General features: G+C 29.8%; 16 protein-coding genes. 13 read left to right on the forward strand and 3 right to left on the reverse strand.

Annotated elements, in window-relative coordinates; all coding sequences use genetic code 11:
* The first annotated feature begins 14 nt into the window (after positions 1–14).
* The 9 genes from BLT70_RS02310 to BLT70_RS02350 all read left to right on the forward strand — a co-directional run bounded on the left by BLT70_RS02310 (position 15) and on the right by BLT70_RS02350 (position 14090).
* Positions 15–200 (forward strand): hypothetical protein, encoded by a 186-nt coding sequence (locus BLT70_RS02310; protein WP_091890998.1) that lies wholly within the window; start codon positions 15–17, stop codon positions 198–200.
* A gap of 224 nt (positions 201–424) precedes the next feature.
* Entirely contained in the window at positions 425–1843 is a 1419-nt protein-coding gene (locus BLT70_RS02315) for a sulfatase-like hydrolase/transferase (protein WP_091891000.1), read from the forward strand.
* A gap of 36 nt (positions 1844–1879) precedes the next feature.
* A complete protein-coding gene (locus BLT70_RS02320) occupies positions 1880–3349 on the forward strand; it encodes a family 16 glycosylhydrolase (protein WP_231962797.1) in 1470 nt (489 codons plus the stop codon).
* A gap of 18 nt (positions 3350–3367) precedes the next feature.
* Positions 3368–4852 carry a family 16 glycosylhydrolase gene (locus BLT70_RS02325; RefSeq protein WP_091891002.1) on the forward strand — a complete coding sequence of 495 codons (1485 nt, stop codon included), beginning with the start codon at positions 3368–3370 and terminating at the stop codon, positions 4850–4852.
* Positions 4853–4927: 75 nt separating this feature from the next.
* Positions 4928–6919 carry a glycoside hydrolase family 127 protein gene (locus BLT70_RS02330; protein WP_091891005.1) on the forward strand — a complete coding sequence of 664 codons (1992 nt, stop codon included), beginning with the start codon at positions 4928–4930 and terminating at the stop codon, positions 6917–6919.
* Positions 6920–6931: 12 nt separating this feature from the next.
* Positions 6932–8746 carry an alkaline phosphatase D family protein gene (locus BLT70_RS02335; protein WP_091891007.1) on the forward strand — a complete coding sequence of 605 codons (1815 nt, stop codon included), beginning with the start codon at positions 6932–6934 and terminating at the stop codon, positions 8744–8746.
* 2 nt (positions 8747–8748) lie between these two features.
* On the forward strand, positions 8749–10617 hold the full coding sequence (locus BLT70_RS02340; RefSeq protein ID WP_091891009.1) for a CRTAC1 family protein: 1869 nt from the start codon (positions 8749–8751) through the stop codon (positions 10615–10617).
* A gap of 40 nt (positions 10618–10657) precedes the next feature.
* Positions 10658–12226: an MFS transporter gene (locus BLT70_RS02345; protein ID WP_091891012.1), complete on the forward strand. Its 1569-nt coding sequence runs from the start codon at positions 10658–10660 to the stop codon at positions 12224–12226.
* Between the two features lie 385 nt (positions 12227–12611).
* On the forward strand, positions 12612–14090 hold the full coding sequence (locus BLT70_RS02350) for a sulfatase-like hydrolase/transferase (protein ID WP_091891015.1): 1479 nt from the start codon (positions 12612–12614) through the stop codon (positions 14088–14090).
* A gap of 436 nt (positions 14091–14526) precedes the next feature.
* On the opposite strand, the gene BLT70_RS17295 is transcribed toward BLT70_RS02350, so the two are convergent.
* The 3 genes from BLT70_RS17295 to BLT70_RS02365 form a co-directional block, all read right to left on the reverse strand.
* Entirely contained in the window at positions 14527–14676 is a 150-nt protein-coding gene (locus tag BLT70_RS17295; RefSeq protein ID WP_197678380.1) for a hypothetical protein, read from the reverse strand.
* A gap of 155 nt (positions 14677–14831) precedes the next feature.
* Positions 14832–15302, reverse strand: a complete 471-nt coding sequence (locus BLT70_RS02360) for a hypothetical protein (RefSeq protein WP_091891018.1) — start codon at positions 15300–15302, stop codon at positions 14832–14834.
* A 98-nt stretch (positions 15303–15400) separates the two neighbouring features.
* Positions 15401–16447 carry a hypothetical protein gene (locus BLT70_RS02365; RefSeq protein ID WP_091891021.1) on the reverse strand — a complete coding sequence of 349 codons (1047 nt, stop codon included), beginning with the start codon at positions 16445–16447 and terminating at the stop codon, positions 15401–15403.
* A 139-nt stretch (positions 16448–16586) separates the two neighbouring features.
* On the opposite strand from BLT70_RS02365, the gene BLT70_RS02370 reads away from it, so the two are divergent.
* The 4 genes from BLT70_RS02370 (at position 16587) to BLT70_RS02380 (ending at position 22653) form a co-directional block, all read left to right on the forward strand.
* Positions 16587–17834 carry a sulfatase-like hydrolase/transferase gene (locus tag BLT70_RS02370; RefSeq protein WP_091891024.1) on the forward strand — a complete coding sequence of 416 codons (1248 nt, stop codon included), beginning with the start codon at positions 16587–16589 and terminating at the stop codon, positions 17832–17834.
* A gap of 131 nt (positions 17835–17965) precedes the next feature.
* Positions 17966–18163: a sulfatase/phosphatase domain-containing protein gene (locus BLT70_RS17545; protein ID WP_157691936.1), complete on the forward strand. Its 198-nt coding sequence runs from the start codon at positions 17966–17968 to the stop codon at positions 18161–18163.
* A 2-nt stretch (positions 18164–18165) separates the two neighbouring features.
* Positions 18166–20250 (forward strand): glycoside hydrolase family 127 protein, encoded by a 2085-nt coding sequence (locus BLT70_RS02375; protein ID WP_091891027.1) that lies wholly within the window; start codon positions 18166–18168, stop codon positions 20248–20250.
* A 27-nt stretch (positions 20251–20277) separates the two neighbouring features.
* On the forward strand, positions 20278–22653 hold the full coding sequence (locus tag BLT70_RS02380; RefSeq protein ID WP_091891030.1) for a glycoside hydrolase family 42: 2376 nt from the start codon (positions 20278–20280) through the stop codon (positions 22651–22653).
* Position 22654 lies beyond the last annotated feature (1 nt).

Consider the following 22654-nt stretch of genomic DNA (forward strand, 5'->3'; position numbering starts at 1 on the left):
AAAAGACATATATCATGAAAAAACAAGTAGAAAACACACAAGATACAACTCAAGATATTTCACGTAAAGAAGCTATTAAAAAGATTGGAAATTACGGTAAATACGCAGCTTTAACAGCTCTTGGTACATATATGATTTTAAGTCCACAAAAGGCACAAGCTGCTTCGCCAACACCAGAAGCACCTGGTACAGGGTTTTAATGATCAAAATTAATTTTAGTACATTAAATCTGTTAGCATTTTTGCTAGCAGATTTTTTGTTTTAAAAGAGTTTATAAATCAATTATATTTAATAAGTGTTTTTTACTTTAAAAACCATGGTAAAATAGTGTTATAAAAAGATAAATTATACGATATATTAAGGGGTTTTTTAAACTTACTTTGTAAGATATCTTTGTTTTAAATACTCATCCTATTTGAAAAATATGAAAAAAATTATTACAATTATTTGCTTAGCAATTACAGTAACTAGTTGCGCACAAAAGAAACCAAATATTATTTTCTTGTTTTCTGATGATGCAGGTTATCAAGACTTTGGCTTTCAAGGAAGCAAAGTGATGATTACTCCTAATTTAGATAAATTAGCAAAAGAAGGTGTAAAATTTACACAAGGTTATGTAACAGATGCTACTTGTGGCCCTTCTAGAGCTGGATTAATCACTGGAAAATATCAACAGAAATTTGGGTACCAAGAAATCAATGTTCCTAATTATATGAGTCCAAACTCGAAGTTTTTAGGTGATGATATGGGCTTACCTGTAGATCAAAAAACAATAGCAGATTATTTAAAAACAATTGGATATAAAAGTGCTGTTTATGGTAAATGGCATTTAGGAAATGCAGATCGTTTTCATCCTTTAAAAAGAGGTTTTGATGAGTTTTATGGTTTTAGAGGAGGGGCAAGAAGTTATTTTCCTTACAGTAACTTTAATGGAGTTCATCATGACAATAAAATGGAAAGAAACTTTGAGATTTTTGAAGAACCTAAAAAATATGCAACAGATGCTTTTGCAGATGAAGCAATCTCTTTTATAGAGAAAAATAAAAATAATCCTTTCTTTATTTACTTAGCATTTAATGCGGTTCATACGCCTATGCATGCTACAAAAGAAGATTTGGCAAAATTTCCTAATTTAAAAGGAAAACGTCAGCAAGTAGCTGCTATGACATTCGCTTTAGATAGGGCTTGTGGTAAAGTTTTAGATAAGTTAAAAGAACTAGGTTTAGATGAGAATACAATTATTGTTTTCTCTAATGATAATGGAGGTCCAACTGATAAAAATGCATCTTTAAATTTACCTTTAAGTGGAACAAAATCTAACCATTTAGAAGGAGGTTTAAGAGTTCCTTTCTTAATGAAATGGCCTAAAAAATTAAAAGCTGGTAAAGTATATGATTATCCAGTAAGTACTATGGATTTATTACCAACTTTTTTTGCTGCAGGTGGAGGTGATGTTAAAGATTTAGAAGAAATTGACGGTGTAAATATTGTGCCTTTTGTAAATGGAGCTAACAAAGCAAGACCTCATAAAGAATTATATTGGAAGAAAGAAGCAAGAGCAGTTTATAGAGAAAATGACTGGAAACTAATCCGTTTTGCTGATAGACCTGCAGAATTATATGACTTAACTAAAGATATTACAGAGCAAAATAATTTAGCTTCACAAGAACCAGAGCGTGTAAAAATGATGTTCAAAAAATTATTTGCTTGGGAGTTAACTCAAGAGCGCCCATTATGGATGTTACAACAGCGTTTCGAAAAATATGATATTGATAGAATGGATCGTTATAGAACTCCAGAATTGGTAAAAAAAGAAATGGAACAATACGATAAAAGTAAGTAAATTAGTAAGTATACAATAAAAGTTAAAACCAATTCATTGAAAATATTTTACAAAATATTAGTTATATCATTTTTGTTTTTCGGATTTAGTTGTGCAAAATCAACATCAGAAAAAGGAGACGTTTTTACTTCAAAAATTTATCCTGCTTCAGATTCAGAAAACGAAGAAGGTTGGGTTTTAAATGAAGAAATTTCTGATGAATTTGAAGGGACAGAAATAGACACTTCAAAATGGTTTGTTGAAGGTCAGAATGGAGATTATTATATTTGGAAAGGACGAGCTCCTTCTCAATATGCACCACATAATGTAATTGTAGAAAACGGAAAATTAATTTTAAAAACGCAATGGGAACCAGATTATAATTTCGCAAAAGAAAGTTATGCAGATGGTGCTCATAAAGACACTTATGGAGTTCATGAAGGTAAACCAATGCCAGTTACTACTGCAGCAATTGTAAGTAAAAAAAGGTTTTTAAATGGTTATATGGAAATAAAATCAAAAGCACCTCATGCAGCAATGACAGCAGCATTTTGGGCAATTGGTTTTGAGCAAGAGTTAGATATGTATGAGCAGTTAGCGGTGCCAAAAATTGCTAAAGAAGGTTCTATTTCAAATAAAACAAACAGAACAGCAATTCATGATTGGAGTCCACCATCAACAAGACCAACAAAGGCTTTTGGTTATGATGAAACTTTACCTTACATAACTTCGGATGATTTTCATGTGTATGGAGTGGAATGGGGACAAGATTATTTGAAAATATATAGAGATGGTAAATTTATTCATAGCTTTACTCAAGATGAATTAGGTACAGATTGGGTATTGAATAATCCGATGGAAATATGGGTGGATTCTGAGATTTTTAAATGGTTAGGTGTTCCTCATAAAGAAGAATTACCAGCAACTTTTGAAGCAGAATATGTAAGAGTTTGGCAAAAAGAATCAGATAATGTTTTAGCAAAAGCCAGGGCTTTTTATGGTTTTGAAGGTCCAATTTTATTTGAAGAAAGCCCTAAACCATTAACAATGGTTCCAGAAAATTCAGAAGCAAACGATTATCAAAAATTTTGGTTATTTAGTGAGGGTTCAGAAAAATATTTAAAAATTACAGAAGGACATTACAATAGTGGTGTAGAATCTTTACAGTTTTTTGGATATGGAAAAAACGATTCATTGAACGTAGATAAAGTACTTATAAAAACACCTAAAGGTGCTTTAAATTTACCAGCAGGAGATTATACTATATCAATGAAGGTTTGGTTAGATCAAGGTAGAATTACAGATTCTATTCATGTATCCTTAATGGATCCTAAAGCCTATTTGGTTTTCTCTGGCTTAAAGAAGATTCCGAGAAAAGAGTGGGTAACTATTGAACATAAGATTTCTAGAGCTACAGCATCTACAAAAGGTGATGGAATGATTATAGAAATTAGAAAAGAAGATTTACCAGAAACAAAAGCTGCAAAGCTATATATTGATGATATTGAAATAAAAAATATAAAATAAGAACCAACAATTATTAAAATGAAGATATTTAAAAATTACTTGTTTATTTCTTTGTTTGCAATGCTAACTTTAACGAGTTTGAGTTGTGATGCACAAAAATCTACTGTAAATAATGTGAAAATTGAAGTCAAGACTCCAATGCCTTTTTCTGATCAACAGAATAAAGGTGGTTGGGTGTTAAATGAAGATTTAAGTGATGAGTTTAAGGGAACAGAAATAGACACAGTTAAGTGGTTTGTGGAAGGCTTAAATGATAGGTATTATATTTGGAAAGGACGCGCTCCATCTCAATTTGTAGCTAAAAATGTAATTGTAGAAGATGATAAATTAAAACTAAGAACAGCTTGGGAACCAGAGTATCCTTTTATCAAAGAAAGTTATGCTGATGGTAATATGGGATCGTCTCAATATGGAGTTTACAAAGACGGAACACCAATGCCAGTTACTACTGCAGGTGTTTTAACAAATAAACGTTTTTTGTATGGTTATATGGAAGTGAAATCTAAAGTTGGAAATGCTGCTATTACCGGCGCTTTTTGGGCAATTGGTCACGAACAAGAATTAGATGTTTTCGAGTTGATGGGAAATCCTAAAAATAAAGGAAACATTAGAGCAGATTCTTATTTAGCCACGGCTCATGATTGGAGCCCGCCAGCACAAAGACCTACTAAAATATTTAATCATGATGAAAATTTAGATTTTAGAACTGCTGATGATTTTCATGTATATGGAGCAGAATGGGGTGTAGATTATTTAAAACTATTTATTGATGGTAAATTAATTCGTCATTTTACACAAGATCAATTAGGTACTTCTTTTGTGTTAAATAATCCAATGGAAGTATGGTTAGATTCAGAGATTTTCTTCTGGTTAGGTTTGCCTCATAAAGAAGAATTACCAGTAGATTTCGAAATTGAATATATGAGAGTTTGGCAAAAACCTTCTGATAATTTGCTAGCAAAGGATGCTGCTTTTTACGGTTTCGAAGGGCCAATTTTATTTGAAGAAAACCCTAGACCTTTAACATTATTACCAGAAAGTTCTGTGCCAGACGATTATCAGAAATTTTGGAATATAAATGAAGGTTCAGCAAAATATTTATCAATTGCTTATGGCGATTATTACCAAGGTGTAAATAGTTTAGAATTTTCTGGATTTAGTAAAACGGATAGTTTAAAGGTAGAAAAAGCAGTTGCTATGGCACCTGAAGGTTCATTAAAACTTGAAGCTGGAGAATTTACAATATCTGCAAAAGTTTGGTTAGACCAAGGTGTTATTGCTGATAAAATTCACTTGGTTTTACAAGATCCAGCATTAGAAGTAACTTTTTTAGATCTTAGAAAACTTAAAAGACGAGAGTGGATTACTTTAGAAAGTACCTTTTCTAGAACTGTTGCATCCGGAGAAAAAGATGCCATTGCTATTGAAGTTAGAAAAGAAGATTTGCCTAAAACACGAGCGGCAAAACTTTATATAGATAATATTGTTATCAAGAAAAAATAAATTAATAAAAATTGGTGAGTTTAACAAATTGTTTAAGCTTGTTAAGTCTCAATATAAAACATAAAAAAAATACAAATGAGTACTACATTAAATCTTCATAATAATGCAATTACAAACAATGCAGAAAGTCCGTTTGTAAAATTAAAGAGTATTAATTTTGGTGATTGTAAATGGGATTCAGGTTTCTGGTCGCAAAAAGTAAAATCTGCAGAAGACAAAATGTTGCCTTATATGGGTAACCTTTTATGTGGTGATATTGGTCATGGGTTAAATAATTTTAAAATTGCTGCAGGAGAAAAAGAGGGTGCTCATAAAGGTTTTTATTGGCATGATGGCGATTTTTATAAGTTTATGGAAGCCAAAATGTACATTTACGGACTTACAAAAAATGAGTCTGTTTTAAAAGAATTAGATGAATATATAGCCGTTATTGGTAGAGCGCAAGAAGATGATGGGTACATTCATACGCATGTTCAAATTACAGATGGTGTAGATCGTTTTGAAAACAGAAAGTACCATGAAATGTACAATTTCGGACATTTATTTATTGCAGGTTCTGTGCATTTTAGAATTACTGGGCAACGTAATTTTTTAGATATTGCTGTTAAAATGGCAGATTTATTATACACGTATTTTATGCCAGATACTAAGCATTATCAGCGTTTTGGATTTAATCAAACTCAAATTATGGGGTTAGTTGAATTGTACAGAACTACTAGAGATGCTAAATATTTAAAATTGGCAGAAAAGTTTATCAACAGAAGAGGAACTTACGAAATTAAACACGATGATACTACAATTGGATATCCGATTGGAGATATGGTTCAAGAAAGAACACCTTTTAGAGAATCTAAAGAAGCGGTTGGACACGCAGTTTTAGCACTGTATTATTATGCAGGTGCTGCAGATGTGTACGCAGAAACTGGCGAAAAAGCATTAATTGATGCTTTAGATGCTTTATGGGAAAATGTTACAGGCAAAAAAATGTATGTTACAGGTGCAGTTGGTCAAGCACATTATGGTGCTTCTACAAGTTTAGATATGATTGAAGAAGGCTTTATTGATGCTTATATGATGCCAAATATGACAGCCTATAATGAAACATGTGCAAACTTATGTAATGCCATGTTTAGTAGCAGAATGATGGCAATAAAAGATGAGTCTAGATATGCAGATATTATTGAATTAGTTTTATATAATAGTGGTTTATCTGGAATAAGTATTGAAGGTAAAGATTATTTTTATTCGAATCCTTTAAGAATGGTTAACAATTCTAGAGACTATGATTCACATGCAGATGTTACAGAAAGTCCGGTAAGGCAACCTTATTTAGAATGTTTTTGTTGTCCGCCAAACTTAGTTAGAACTATTTGTAAAAGTTCTGGTTGGGCATATAATTTATCAGAAAATGGAGTAGCAGTAGTTTTATTTGGTGGAAATAAATTAGACACTAGAATGTTAGATGGTTCTCCTATAAAATTATCTCAAGACACAGAATATCCGTGGAAAGGAATTGTGAAAATAACTGTGGATGAATGTAAAGATACAGCTTTTGAGATTAAAGTTAGAATTCCTAAATGGGCAGTTGGAAGTGCTATAAAAGTAAATGGAGAAAATGCAAATGTAGCCGTAAATAGAGGGAGTTTTGCAGTTATCAAAAGAACTTGGAAGGCAGGAGATACTATTGTTTTAGATATGCCGATGGAAGTTACAATGGTAGAAGGTCATAATAGAATTGAAGAAGTAAGAAACCAGGTTGCTGTAAAAAGAGGTCCAATTGTATATGTTATTGAAACACCAGATTTACCAAAAAACACGTCTATTTTAGATGTGTATTTAAATGGTGATACTACTTTAGAAGCGGTTTATAAAGATGATTTTCTTGGTGGCGTAACTGTGGTTGAAACAGAGCTTTTAATTAGATCTGGTAAAAATGATGATATGTATCAAACTATTACAAAACCTTCATTTACAACTTTTAAAACTCAATTAGTACCATATTATGCTTGGAGTAATAGAGGTCAAGCAGAAATGACAGTTTTTATACCAGTAGTTTGGAATAAATAATAAAAGGATAAAATGAAAACCCAATTATTAATTATCTTATTGTTTTTGTCATTTAGTATTAAAGGACAAAATTTTCTTGAATTACCAAAAAACATAAAGCCAGAAGATAGAATTGCTTTTGCAATGTATACTGTGCACGAGAATATTGTAAAGTTAACAGCTCAGTTTTATCCTATAAAAAATTACGAACCATTTGAAGCAACATTAGAAATTAATGAAAACGGAAAATGGATTCAAAAAGCAGAAGCTTCAATCCATTATCCAGGATATACAGCTCTTTTTAGAATAGAAAATTGGGATGATACCAAAGAAAGAAAATACAGAGTTGCGCATAATAACAAAGCCTTTTATGAAGGTATTATTCGTAAAAACCCAATTCATAAAGACAATTTTGTATTAGCAGCATTAACTTGTAATTCTATTTACCCTAGTCATGGTGGAGACATTCCAAAAACAGATCTTGTAGAAAATATTAAAAAAATACAACCAGATTTATTGTTTTTCTCTGGAGACCAAGTTTATGACCATAGTGAGCATTATTTGTATTGGCTAAAATTTGGACAAGATTTTGGTGAAATTATTAGAAATACACCCACTATTTGTATTGTAGATGATCATGATGTAGGACAAGGAAATATATGGGGAAATGGTGGTATAAAAAGTAAAGATAGAAGAGGTATTGATGGTGGATATTATATGCCAGTAGAATATATAAAAGAAGTAGAAAGAGCACAAACAAGCCACTTACCAGATGCTTACGATCCAACTCCTATTGAGCAAGGAATTGGAGTTTATTATACAGATTTAAAATGGGGAGGTTTAAGTTTTGCCATTTTAGAAGATAGAAAATTTAAATCGGGTCCAGGTAAAATATTTAAACACAAAGGAAAGGTTGTAGATGCTATTTTTGATCCTACAGTAAACACAAAAGATTTTGATAGTCCAAAAGCAGCTTTATTAGGGAAAAGACAGCTAGATTTTTTAGAAGATTGGACTACAGATTGGGACAATGTAGAAATGAAAACAGTTCTTTCTCAAACCATTTTTGCAATGGCTAATAATTATACAGGTAAACATGATAGAGAAATTTTTGCAGATTTTGATTCTAACGGATGGCCACAATCTGGAAGAAATAAAGCTTTATCTGTAATTAGAAAAAGTTTTTCTCCAATGATTGCAGGTGACCAACATTTAGGCTCATTAATTAAACATGGTGTAGATGATTGGGATGATGCAGGTTATTCTTTTTGTACACCTGCAATTGCAAATTACTGGATGCGTTGGTGGGATCCTAAAAAAACAGGAAAAAACAAAGCTAAAAATGCACCAAATTATACAGGTGAATTTTTAGATGGATTTCAAAATAAAATTACAATGCACGCAGTTGCAAACCCAACGTTGCCAGAAATAGAAGAAGGGGGTAAATTATCTACAAGAGTTGCTGGTTTTGGAGTAATAAAATATAACAAACCAAATAGAACTATCACTTTTGAATGTTGGGGTAGAAATATAGATATTACAGATCCAAATAGTAAGCAATATGCAGGTTGGCCTGTTACTATTTCTCAGTTTGATAATTTTAATCCAAAGATTTCTTATGCATTACCAAAATTAGAAATATCAAAAGAAAATCAAGTAGTTACTATCAGAAAAAGCGAGACTCAAGAAGTAGTTTCTTCAGTTAGAATTAAGGGTGTTTCTTATCAACCAAAAGTACTAGAACTAGGTTCTTATTTAATTGAAGTAGGAGAAGGTACATCAGTAAAAAAATATTATGGGGTGTTGTCTAAAAAGAAAAACAAATCAAAATTAGTCGTAAAAATTTAATTATGGATTTTAAAAAATATAGCAATAGTAAATTATTTCTTACTGCAATTATTGTATTCACTTTAGTTGGGAATTCAGTTTTTGCACAATCAGTAAAATTCAAAGAAACTAAAAAAGATTTTCCAAGACAAGAGAAGAATTTAAGAAAATGGGATGCTCCTGTGGTGGTAGATTTAGACAAAGATGGATACTTAGATTTATTGATTAATGATCACGGATTTGGTATTCAAGTTCAATGGAATAACAAAGGTAAGTTTGCAAAACCTTTTGATATTATTATGGGAGATTTACACGGTGTTTCTGCTGGAGATTTTGATAATGATGGCCATATAGAGGTAATTATGTCTAGAGGAGGTGGCTCTGGAAGCAATGCAAGAAATTCTCTCATCTTTAAAGTAAAAGGGCGAGAGTTTTCTGTAATGAAAGACTTTAAAGAACCTTTGGCTTTAATGAGAGGTAGAACAGTAAAATTTGTAGATTTAGATAATGATGGCGATTTAGATTTACTAAATTTTGCATTTCCTGATGGAGCAAAAAAAGGAGCAAGTGAAAATTATATCTATAAAAATAACGGCTTAGGAGAATTAATTTTACAGGGTACAATTCCTGCAAGTAAAGCCAATGGTCAAAAAGCATTGATAACCGATTTTAATAATGATAACATTATGGATATCATTTTATACGGATATAAAAATGTAATTGCTTATCAAGGAAAAGGCGATTTAACTTTTACAGAGGTTACCAAAAAAATATTTCCATTCGAGATTGATGAGGTTACTACTATTGGAGAAATAGATTATGATAATGATGGTGATATGGACTTGTTTTTTACAAGAGGATTAGAGTTTAAAACAGGAGAAACTTTCTACAATAAAGAAACTAAAGATTTAGGGTTTTATACTAAAAGAGGGATTTTAAATTTAGATGACTTTGTTTCGGGTGAAGTTTTAGAGTTAGAAAATTTTCAATCTCAATGGCCCAATAACGATACTTATTTTATTGGAGAAGCTTCTTATGATTATGAGTTTAAAGGAGAAACACATTCTGGTAAAGATATTAGTTTAGTAATGAGTGATGCTTTAGGTTTTCCTGAAAATCCAGATTATAAAGCGAAAAAAGGTTGGTATATTGGTTATGTAGGCAACCAAAAATGGCGTATTTCTGGGTTTCTTTGGGCTCCTGCAACAGGTGTTATTCACAATGTAAAAAACTTTACAGAATCTCAACAATCAAAAGGCAAAAATGATATTTTGTTAGAAAACAAAGGTTCAAAATTTGTAGATGTTACTAAACAAGCAAATTTGTTTTTAGAAGAACACACAATGGCTGTTACTATTGCAGATTATGATAACAACGGATTTAAAGATTTGTTAGTCATTAAAAGAGGTGAATTAGTGTATGATAATGAATCAATCTTATATCTAAATAACGGAAACTCTACTTTTAAAACAGCAACAAATCATGCTATTATTACCAGAGATTTAGGAGGAATTGGTATGGCAGTAGAAAGTTTAGATTATAATAAAGATGGTAAAGTTGATGTAGTTATAGGTGATGAAAGAGCAAAATGGAGTTTATTTAAAAATCAAACAGAAACAAATAATTTAGCGTTAACAGTAGAGGTAAAAAAATCACCAAAAGAAAATGTTTCTCCATTAGGAGCTTTAGTTACTATTTCGTCTTGCAGAAATACCCAAATACAAAGAGTGGGTACATCTGCATCACAATACTCATTAAGTCATAATACTTTTGTTCACTTCGGATTAGGTACTTGTGGTAAAAATGTAAAAGTTACAGTAAAGTATTCTAATGGAGAAACAGTAACAAAAACAATTGCAGCTTCTAGTAAAATTTTAAAAATTGGAAAGTAAAATTTCTATTTGATTAGAAATTAATTAAATAATAATAAAAATGAATAAACACACAAAAAATGCATTCTTATACGCTATTATAGTTGCAATAGGATCTTTTGTCTTTGGTTTAGATGCAGTATTAATTTCTGGAGGATTTAAATTTATTACTCAAGAATTTAATTTAACGGCTTCTCAAGTTGGTTTAATTGGTTCTGCACCCGGTATTGGTGTTTTAATTGCATTGCCATTAACTGCATTTGCAGCAAATAAGCTTGGAAGAAAAGTAACACTACAAATTATTGCAATATTTTATATTGTTTCTGCGGTTGGTTCTGCTTTTGCACCCTCATTTTTATCATTATTTTGGTTTCGATTTTTAGGTGGATTAGCCTTTAGCTCTGTTACGTTAGCTTCTATGTATATAGGCGAAGTAGCACCTGCAGAACAAAGAGGTAAATTGGTTTCTACATTACAAATAAATATGGGTATTGGTTTTACAGCTGCCTATTTAATCAATTATTGGATTTTACAAAAAATGGGATCTGATTTACAATGGGTGAAAGACTTAAATTTAGCTGAAACTGGTTGGCGTTGGATGTTAGGTATAGAAATAATTCCTGCAGTTTTATGGTTTTTATTGTTGTTTTTAATTCCAAAAAGTCCAGCTTGGTTAATCTATAAAGGTAGAGTTGATGATGCAAAAAAATCCTTATCAAAAGTATATCCAGAAGATAAAATTGAAGAACAAGTGCAACAAATGCTTGTAAGTGTAGAAAATTCAGTAGGTAAGAATTCTTCTACAATAAGTCAATTAAAAGAGATTTTTAGCAGTAAGATGAGAGTTGTTTTAATTATAGCTTTCACATTAGCGGTAGTACAGCAATTTACAGGGATGAATGCAGTTATGATCTATGCTCCAACCATGTTTGAGCAGTTAGGTTTAGGTACAGATGCTGCATTTTCTAGTACCATTTGGATTGGTGTTATTGGTTTAGTAGCTACTTTAATATCATTATCTCTAATTGATAAATTTGGACGTAGACCCATAGTTATTGGTGGCTTAATATTGATTATTATAAGTATATCTACTGTTTCTTACGGATTTAAACAAGCAACATATCAGGTCACTGAAAGTGCTATTGTTAAAATGAAAGATATACCAAACATAAAAAAGTTAAATGCAATTGTTGGAAAAGAATTTAATAGTGATATTGAATTTAAAAATTCTTTAACAGAAATTCTTGGAGTAGAATCTGCTCGTGATAACTCAGGTGTAATTTTTAAAGAAACTGCACATATGAATGCTATTTTAATATTACTAAGTATTTTAACTTTTATTGCTGCCTTTAATTTTTCTATAGGACCAATTATGTGGGTGTTGCTTTCAGAGATTTTTCCAATTTCTAATCGAGGTGTTGCAATACCTTTATTTGCTTTAATTTCTAGTACCGTTAGTGCGTTAGTACAATATTTATTTCCTTTAGAAATGGAAATGTTTGGAGCGGCAACTACTTTCATAATTTATGCAGGTATAGTGCTTGTAGGTTTAATTATTTTATATAAATATCTTCTAGAGACTAAGGGGCTTTCTTTAGAAGAAATTCAAGCAAAGTTAAAAGCTAATTAATTACAAATTTTAAAAAATATTAAATATAAAAAAGCAGTAAGAAAATGTTAACAAACTTAATAATCTTGCTGTTTTTTTATGTTAATTTTTACCTCAAAATGATAAATAGCTACTTTTAAGTATTGCTTTTAATAGCAGCAATTTTATTATTTCTCTAAAGATAAAAGAGGTAACTATTATAAAAATTGCTTCTATAAAAATACTTTCTTTGGTTAGAATTAAAAGACAAAGAACATTAGCCAAAAGTATTAGAATTAAGTTTTAATGCAATCGAAATTGGTGTTGGAAATACATCAAAAAAATATTTTGACATTTTATCAAAAACTAAAAATAAAGAACATTTAAAATAAGAATTCGTTAAATATCATTTTAAAATTAGAGTATTATGAGACAGATTTCAAAACAATTAAAGTTATTATTCTTAGGAATTTTTATAAGTATTATGGGCTGTACGGCACAACAAGAAAGGCCTAATATTTTATTTGTATTGTGTGATGACCTAGGGTATAATGATGTTGGTTTTAATGGATCTAAAGATATAATTACGCCAGAGTTAGATAAGTTAGCCAAAAACGGAACCATCTTTACGTCTGCTTATGTAGCACATCCTTTTTGCGGCCCTAGTAGAGCCTCTATATTAACAGGTAGATATTCGCAAGAAATAGGTACAGCATTTAATCTTCATAGCAATTCTAGTATGAATGATGCCGATAATATGGGGATTCCGACAGAAGAAACTTATATATCTAAAGTATTGCAAGATGCAGGTTATTATACAAGTGCTTTTGGGAAATGGCATTTAGGAAGTGCTCCAAAATTTCATCCGAATAAAAGAGGATTCGATAATTATTATGGATTTCTTGGTGGAGGACATAATTATTTTCCAGAAAAATATCAAAAGGAATATCAAAAGCAGTTAAAAGAAGGAAGAAAAGAAATTCGCGATTATATTCTTCCCTTGGAGAATAACGGCAAAAATGTTAAAGAAACCGAGTATATAACAGATGCTTTGTCTAGAGAAGCTATTAAAGATATTAAATTAGCTTCGACTAACAAAGATCCTTTCTTTATCTATTTAGCCTATAATGCGCCACATGTTCCGTTAGAGGCTAAAGAAGAAGATTTAAAGGTTTTTGCTAACATTAAAGACAAAGATAGAAGAACCTATGCTGCTATGGTGTATGCTGTAGATAGAGGAGTGGGGAAAATTGTACAAACTTTGAAAGAAACAAATCAATATGATAATACTTTAATTGTATTTTTGAGTGATAATGGCGGTAATTTTGATCACGGAGCCAATAATTATCCGCTTAAAGGTACAAAAGGAGATGCATGGGAAGGCGGTTATAGAGTGCCAATGTTTTTCCATTATCCAAATAAAGTAGCTAAAGGAAAGAAATTTGATTTCCCGGTTTCTGCTTTAGATTTATATCCTACGTTTGCTAAATTAGTGAATGCGAAAATTCCAAAAAATAAAAAATTAGGCGGTAAAGATATTATGGAATCTGTGTTGAATAATACAGAACCTCATAAAGAAGATATGATTTACTGTTTAAGATATCGTCATGGCTTTAGTGATGTTGGTGCAAGATTGGGAGATTGGAAAATAACCAGAGTTGGTAACGAGCCTTGGAGGTTAACAAATATTACCCAAGATATTGGAGAAAAGAAAAATATGGCAGGTAGATATCCTGAGCGTCTAAAAAAAATGGTTGCAGAAACTCAAAAATGGACAGAAAGTTTTGTGTTTCCATTATGGTTTTATTCAGCTAAAGATGAAGAATTATGGAACGATGGGAGAATGCCACAATATAATGAAACCTTTGAGGTGGATAAAGTTGCTCAACCAGCGTCAAAAAAATAATATTCACTAACATTCTTGACTAAAAGATTAGATTTCATATAGTATAAAACCTAATTTTTTAGTCAAGAATTTTTAATAGATATAATTTGTTAAACTACTAAGTTAATTATAATAATTTTTTTTCAAACACGAATGTACTCTATTTATATTCTACAACAACATCTTCTTTTTACCTTCGGGACTATGTGTTTCTAGTTGTTGTTTGTTTTTTTGTATATCGTGCCAAGGAAAGATTCCTAAATAATACAGGTTTTCTAATTTCGCTACTAAAAGGGAAATCTGGTTCCCAGCGGTTTTCTAAAATTAGTTTACCGTTTTTTTATTTATAGTTTTTGCCAGAAAATTGAGAAGGAGCTTTTCATTTCCATACTTTTTTATTAGATTTATCTGGATATTTATAAAATGGTTTTCCATCTTTAAATTTACCAACAATGTACTATTTTTCTTCGTCTATTATTTCAGTATCGAATTCATCACTCACTCTATTATTAATAATCCAGCTTCCAAAATTTTCTTTGTCAGAAAAAGGTAAAAGTTTTTGTGCTTTTTTATTGTCTTGATATGGAATTTTACATGAAATAAGCATTGATATAAAAAGTAATAAAGTGCTATTTTTTAATTTAAAGATAAATTTAAGTATGGGGTATTTTACGTTAAAATTTATGATATAAGTAAACTTATTTTTAGGTATAATTTATCATTAAAAAGAGTAAATTTTATCTTATTAGGTTATATTATAAATCAAATAGAGTTTATAAATTTTGTAAGATTTTGATTTCTTTCTAGATTCATTTTTTTACGTAAACGATGTCTTGCTACGTGTACACTTCCTAACGAAATACCTAATAAATAAGCCATTTCTTTTCCTGAAAAATTAAGTTTTATCAAGGCACAAAATTTTCTATCTCCTCTACTTAAATCGGGTACTTTTTTTTGCAAGCGTTCATAAAATCCTTTATTTAATTGATTAAACCTTCTGTTAAAGGAGTCCCATAAACTAGTAGAATTTTTTTCTAATGATTTTAAAATCATTTTAGTTTTATTGTCAGGAGAAATTTCCTTTATGTAATCGCTTAATTTTTTAATTACTTGTTCTTTTTCTATTAATTGTAGTGTGTTTGTAGTTAGCTCTTTATTCTTTACATCTAATAATTCTTTAGAGTTTTGTTGTTTTTTTTCGAACTTTAAGTTTTTAATTCGTTGTCTAACCATTAGGCTAAAAATAATTACAAAAAAAACAATAATAAAAAGTGTAATTCTAAAGTTTAAGATGGCCTCTTTCTTTTTAGCAAGTTCTAAATTTTTAATGTTTAATTGTTCTCTTTTTTAGTAAGTTCTTCTTTATAATAGTTTTTAATGGTTAAAAACCCTTTATTTTTTTCGTTTCTAGGATTTAAAAAAGTTATTCCAATAGTATTAGATTTTTTTTCATATTCGTAAGCTAGTTTAAACTGATTAAGCTCTTTTAAAACAGCTGCATAGCGCGAGTATAAAAAGGATCTATAAAATGTTGTTTCTCCTAAAATACCATCAATTTTAGAAAATTTTTCAAAATAGACTTTTGCCTCGTTAAAATTTTTATTTTTTAAATAAATATTAGCAATTCTACCATAAAGAATTAGTAGAAATTGTTTGTCTTTATAATTGAAAACAGATTTTTGTGTGCTATTTTCTAATCTATTTACTGCATTTTTTAAATAAGTTAAAGCTTCATTATGTTTTTCGTTCCATTCACTAATACTAGCTTTTTTTTCATCCAAAAAAATAGAATTAATGGGAGATGGTTTCATCTTTTTTAATAAAACTACGCAACTATCAATATAAGATTGTAAGTTCTCTTTATCTGCAATACGTTGATAATGTAAAACTAAATTGTAATACGATTTATAGATTTCTGAAACTTCAATTTTTTTGTTTTTATATAAATTCTTATATAATTGATGGGCTTTTTTTAAATAGCTTTCAGACTCTTCGCTTTGTTTATATAAATAGGTTAAAACACCTAATTCTTCATTTGCTTTTGCTATTAAAAGTGCGTCTTTATATTCTTCTGATATAAAAAGAGCTGCACCAGCAACGCTAAAGGCTTCTAAGTAATTTAGTTTGAATCTGTTAAATCTGCTTTGAGTAATAAGTGTATTAATTAATAAAGTGCTATCTTTTTTTATTAGTGCTTGTTTTTTTGTTTTATTTAAAACAAAAGAAATAGAATCAGAAGGTGTATCTATTGGAATTAAACTCTCTTCAAAGTGAGTTTTTAATTGTTGACTTTGTAAACATTGTAAAAATAAAATGTTAAGTATAAATAAAGATATGTATAATGTTCTTTTTTGTTTTAAATAGCTTATAGATAGCATTATATGTTGTTTTGTTCAAATATAATTATTTTTTATATTAAGTTAATAAATTATTAATAATTATAAATGTTAAGTTTATGTAAACGTATTTTTTATGTGTTTTTAAATTGATTTGTTAGTTTTGAGTAAAAATTAATACATGATAAATTCAATGTCTTTAAAAACACTGTTTACAGTTTTTCTATTATGTGTTTTTTTTAATGTTTTTACGCAAAATAAAAAGCCAAATATTATTTTAATTATAGTAGACGATTTAAATGATTATATAGGTTTTTTAGGAGGAAATGATCAAGTGAAAACTCCAAATATGAATGCACTAGCAAAAGAAGGAACAGTTTTTACAAATGCACACACAAATGCACCAATTTGTGCTCCATCTAGAGCAAGTATGCTAACAGGTATTTATCCACATGAATCTAAAAATTTTTGGTTTGATAAATGGACAGATAATGAGGTTTTGAAAAACAGTAAATCTCTAGCGAAATTTATGGGAGATAACGGATACAAAACATATGCAACAGGTAAATTAATGCACCACAGAGTAAAACTTGAATGGAATGAATATGGAGTAGAAAATGATTTTGGTCTTTATGCTTTTAATGGTAAAAAAGTTGTACAACATCCATTAATGCCAAAAGAATATTCTAAGGATAAAAATGACGGATTGTTTATGTCTCTAGCTAATGTGCCAAATGTTAAAGCTACAAAAAATTCACCAGGATATAAAGGTTGGTATGATGTAAAAAACAGAAAACCTTTTATATATATAAGTGATGATAATCGCGATTTAATGAATGACGAATTAAGTGCTAATTGGGTAGTAGAAAAAATTAAAAGTTTAGAAAAATCTAACACAGATAAACCATTTTTTATGGCAGTTGGCTTTGTAAAATCTCACACTCCTTTGGTTGCTCCTCAAAAGTATTTTGATATGTATCCTTTAGAAACTTTAAAAATTCCTGTAATAAAAAAGAGTGACAATGAAGATACATACTATAGAACAACTTTTTCTTGGCCAATGCCCTGGACAAAGCATTACCAAGAATTAGAAGTTTCTTATAAAAATGTAAATAATGGTTTACGAGCCTATCTTCAAGCGTATTTAGCTTGTGTAAGTTTTGTAGATGATCAAATAGGAAAAGTTATGAATGCGTTAAAGCAAAGTAGTTTTAATAAAAATACTGTGGTTATTTTAGTTAGCGATCATGGCTATAATCACGGAGAAAAAGAGTTTCTATATAAAAATAATTTTTGGGAAGAAAGTATAAGAATACCATTGATCGTTAGAAATTTAAGTATTAAAAATAGTAAAGGAAAAACTATTAGTAATCCAGTTTCTTTAATAGATATATATCCAACAATTGCAGATTTTGCTAAAATTACATGAAGCAATACTAAAAATGAAAAAGGGAAACCTTTAAGAGGATTTAGTTTAAAGCCTTTTTTATTAAATCCAGAAAACCCTAATTGGAAAGGACCAAATGTAGCACTAACAGTTGTTAGAGGAAAGAAAAAAGTATTCTTCCAGAAGAACAAAGCTATTCTGTAAGATCAGAAAATTATAGATATATTTTATATTTCAACGGAAAAGAAGAATTATATAATCATAATGAAGATCCTTATGAATGGAAAAATTTAGAATCAATTAAAAAGTATGCTAAAATAAAGTTAGAATTAAAAAATCAGCTATACCATTTATTAAATAAAGACAAATAAAGATGAATCAAAAATTAAAAAATTCTATTATAATTACTTTTTTCAGTTTTTTACTGATAATTTCTTGTAAAGAAAATGCTAATCAAAAATTAGCATTAAATACTAGGAAAAATGTAGACTTAAATTTAGATGCAAACAAGGGAATTATTAATTATTCTAATAGCCCTCATGTAAAATTAAAGAGTTTAAATATTGGAGATTGTGAATGGACGGATGGTTTTTGGGCAGATAAATTTAAAGTAGCTCAAGATGTTATGGTGCCATATATGGGCGAAGTTTTAAAAGGAGATGTTGGCCATGCTTTAAATAATTTTAAAATAGCAGCAGGGCTAAAAGAAGGTAAACATAAAGGTTTTTATTGGCATGATGGAGATTTCTATAAATGGATGGAAGCCGCAACTTATGTTTATGCAATTAACAAAGACAAAAAAATTATAGACGAGTTAGATGGTTTAATAGAAATTATAGGAAAAGCCCAACAAGAAAATGGGTATTTACAAACGCAAACGCAACTAAAAAATGTAAAGCCATTTTCTGAAAGAAAATATCATGAAATGTACAATAGTGGGCATTTATATATTGCAGCTTGTATTTATTATAGAGTTACAGGTAAAACAAATTTTCTTGATATCGCTATTAGACACGCAAATAATTTATATAATGTTTTTCAGCCTCAACCCGCAGAATTAGCACGTATGGGATTTAATCAGGTTCAAATTATGGGTTTGGTAGAATTGTATAGAACCACTAAGGATAAAAGATATTTAGAGTTGGCAGAAATTTTCATCAATATGAGAGGTAAATCTAAAGTAAAACCTCATCCATCAGTTAGAAATAATAATATTGGTGATATGACACAAGAGAGAACCCCGTTAAGAAAGGAAGATGAAGCTGTTGGTCATGCTGTTTTAGCGTTGTATTATTATGCTGGTGCTGCAGATGTATATGCAGAAACTGGCGAAAAAGCTTTAATTGATGCTTTAGATAGAATTTGGGGTAATATTGTTGAGAAAAAAATGTTTGTTACTGGTGCTTGTGGACAAAAACATGATGGAGGTTCATCTAACAGAGATTTTGTGCATGAAGCCTTTACTATAGATTATGAAATGCATAATGCAAATGCATACAATGAAACTTGTGCAAACTTATGTAATGCTATGTTTAATTACAGAATGTTAAACATAAAAGGAGAGTCTAAGCATGCAGATATTATGGAGTTGGTTTTATACAATAGCGCACTTTCTGGGATAAGTTTAGAAGGGAATTCTTATTTTTATACAAACCCATTAAGAAGAACAAAAAATCATAAAATGGGAGGGACAGATTATCCCAATAGAGTGGGGTATATTCCATGTTTTTGTTGTCCGCCTAACTTAGTAAGAACTATTGCTAAATCTTCTTCTTGGGCTTATAGTTTATCTGATAATGGAATTGCAGTTAATTTATATGGAGGAAATAAATTAGACACAAAATTATTAGACAATTCTACAATCAAACTAAAACAAGAAACAAATTATCCTTGGAATGGAAAAATAGTAATAACTATTGATGAATGTAAAAGTGATGCTTTTGATGTAATGTTAAGAATTCCAGATTGGTCGGAAACTGCTAAAATATCCATTAATGGTAAAAAAGTAAACATCAAAACAGAAGTTGGAACTTTTGCAACAATAAATAGAAATTGGAAAAAAGGTGATGTGATTACTTTAAATCTTCCAATGGATATTAAATTACTAGAAGGAAATCCTTTAATTGAAGAGGTTAGAAATCAGGCTGCTATAAAAAGAGGTCCAATTGTATATTGTGTAGAGTCGCCAGATTTGCCTAAAAGTGCAGATATATTAGACGTTTATTTACCAGTAAATTCTAATTTAAAATCAATTTACAAACCAAAGCTTTTGGGTGGTGTAACTACCATTTCTGGAAATGTAAAACTAAGACAAGATGATAAAACTGGAATGTATAGAGTGCTTTCTGGAATAAAATGGAGAAGCTATGAAGCACAATTTATCCCGTACTTTACTTGGTCAAATAGAGGGGAATCTGAAATGAGTGTTTGGTTGCCATTAATTTTTGACGAAAAATAAGTGTTACCTAGTTAATCTATCTTAAAAATGAAACAACTAATTAAAACAATCTTAATCTTTGTTTTGGTATTAATTTTCTTTTCATATGCGAAAGAGAAAAATAAATATGAAACTGAAGCTTTGCAAAAAATTGAACAATTAGAAATTTTAATGGCAAAAGCAAAAAAGAATACTATTGATGTAAAAAGAGAAGAAACATTGCTTTGGTTTTCTAAAGAGTTTATAAAGTTTGCTAATTGGGATGAAGCTAATAAAGACCAAGTAGAGAAATCATTTAGTTATGATCGCTTTTATAAAAAAGATCCAGTAAAATGGGCAATTGAACTACCTAATTTAGAAAGAAAGAAAGTTATAGAAATGTTAGGTAAAGGAATTCTTCAATTACAAAAAGTATTGGATGGTTCTATTGTTAGAAGACCAACACCTAAAGTAGATTGGGGAGGAATTAAAGTAACAGACAGGGCTTTAATCAACAAAGAAAAACCTGTATTTCTTCACGATTACTTTTCTAAAACGGTTGGTATTCCATTAACAAACAAAGACGTATATAATGACCATTTAGGAAATATGTTTCATGGAGGAGAAAACCTTTATGAAGAACATCAAGATAGAGCAATCAATCCTTGGTTATTAAATGAAGATGGCTCTTTTGATGCTGATAGATTAAAACTACTAACAAATATTCCTGATACCAATATCGGATTTTTATATCTATGGAATTCTGGACTTCCAGATTGGTTAAAAACGAAAGATTCTACAGTGCAAGTTGGTCGTTCTCTGTTTATGGGATTAGATATTGACAATCCTTTAGTTAGAAATCATTGGGGAAAAATAGCAAATAAAGTAGGTGAATTAACTAATGGAAAAAAAGTTACGCAACTTGGTTTTGTATTGGCAAATGAACCTCATTGGTTTGCAGAAAAAGAATACTGGACCCAAAAGTTTGGAGAAATGAATAGTATCTCTATCCATACTTTAAATAAATTTAGAAAATTTTTATCTAATGCATATAACAACGATATAAAAGCTCTAAATAAGAATTGGAAAAGTTCATTTGAAGATTTTAATGCTGTAGAAATTGAAATCCCTATTTCTAAAAAAAATCAAGGAAAACCTATTTGGTACGATTGGTGTCGTTTTGGAATGGCAAGAAGTTTAGATTGGTTTACTTATATACAAAAGGAATTACGAGTTTTATATCCAGAAGCACCTACAAGTATTAAAATGCAACCGCGTTATTTTGCCGGAAATTATAGATCTCATGGTTTAGATTTTGAGTCACTTACAGAATTAACATCTGTTATTGGTGATGATGCAAAAGCGCAGTCAAGTCGTTCTTTTGGAGCTAAAAATCCAGAATCTTGGGAAAATAGATACGCGTATTCTTGGGAAGAAATTTCGTTTTCTTATGATTTTATGGAATCGGTTTCGCCAAATAAAATACACTTTAATTCAGAAACACACTTTTTGTCTTTATCTAATTGGAAAGACTTAAATACACCAACAGATTATGTAAGAAATGTATTTTGGTTAGCAACATTACATGGAATGGATGCAAGTACTTCTTGGTTTTGGGCAAGAGATCCAGATGGTTCTCCTGAAAATAGATTAGAAGGAGATTTAGATTTTTGGGATCCAGGATTAGGAGGCGCTTATGCAGGATCTGCAAATATGCAACCTCAAATGGTTAATGAAATTGCTCAGGTCTTTATGGATATGAATAGTTTTTCTGAAGAAATCATGGCCTTAAGGGAACAACGTAAATCTTTACGAGTATTTTATTCAGAAACGAGTGCAATCAATAAAAAACAACATATGACTGAACTTTTTGAGTTGTATGAATCACTTTATTTCGAAGGAATTCCTTTAGGATATGCAACTGAAAAAATCATTAAAAAACAAAATCATAATAATTGGGATGCCATTGTTGTGTATAAAACACAGTTTGTAACCGATTCAGAATTTGATGCTTTGCAAGATTACTTAAACTATGGTGGAACCATTATTTTAGATAACAAAGAAAGTTTATCTAAAAATGAATATGGAAAATTAAGAAAAAAGAAATTACAAAAAGGAAAAGGGAAATTAATTTTTGTAAAGAGCAATTCATTAGAAGGGATGAAAAAAGCATCAATAGAAAGTATTCCTAAAAATTTATCAAAAATTAAATTAACAGAATCTAATGGAACAGCGTTTAAAGGTTGTACATGGAGAGTTGTAAAAAATAAAAAAGGAGGTTATTGGGTAAATATTTTAAATATTGGTAAAAACGATGCAAAGTTAAAACTAAGTTTTAAAGATGGTAAAAAACCAATAATTACCAACATGTTAACCCAAGAAAAGCTAAAAGCTGATTTTGATTTAAAATCAAATGGAGTATTGTTATTAAAAATTACAGAATAAG

The sequence above is a fragment of the Polaribacter sp. KT25b genome (assembly GCF_900105145.1).
GTDB lineage: Bacteria > Bacteroidota > Bacteroidia > Flavobacteriales > Flavobacteriaceae > Polaribacter.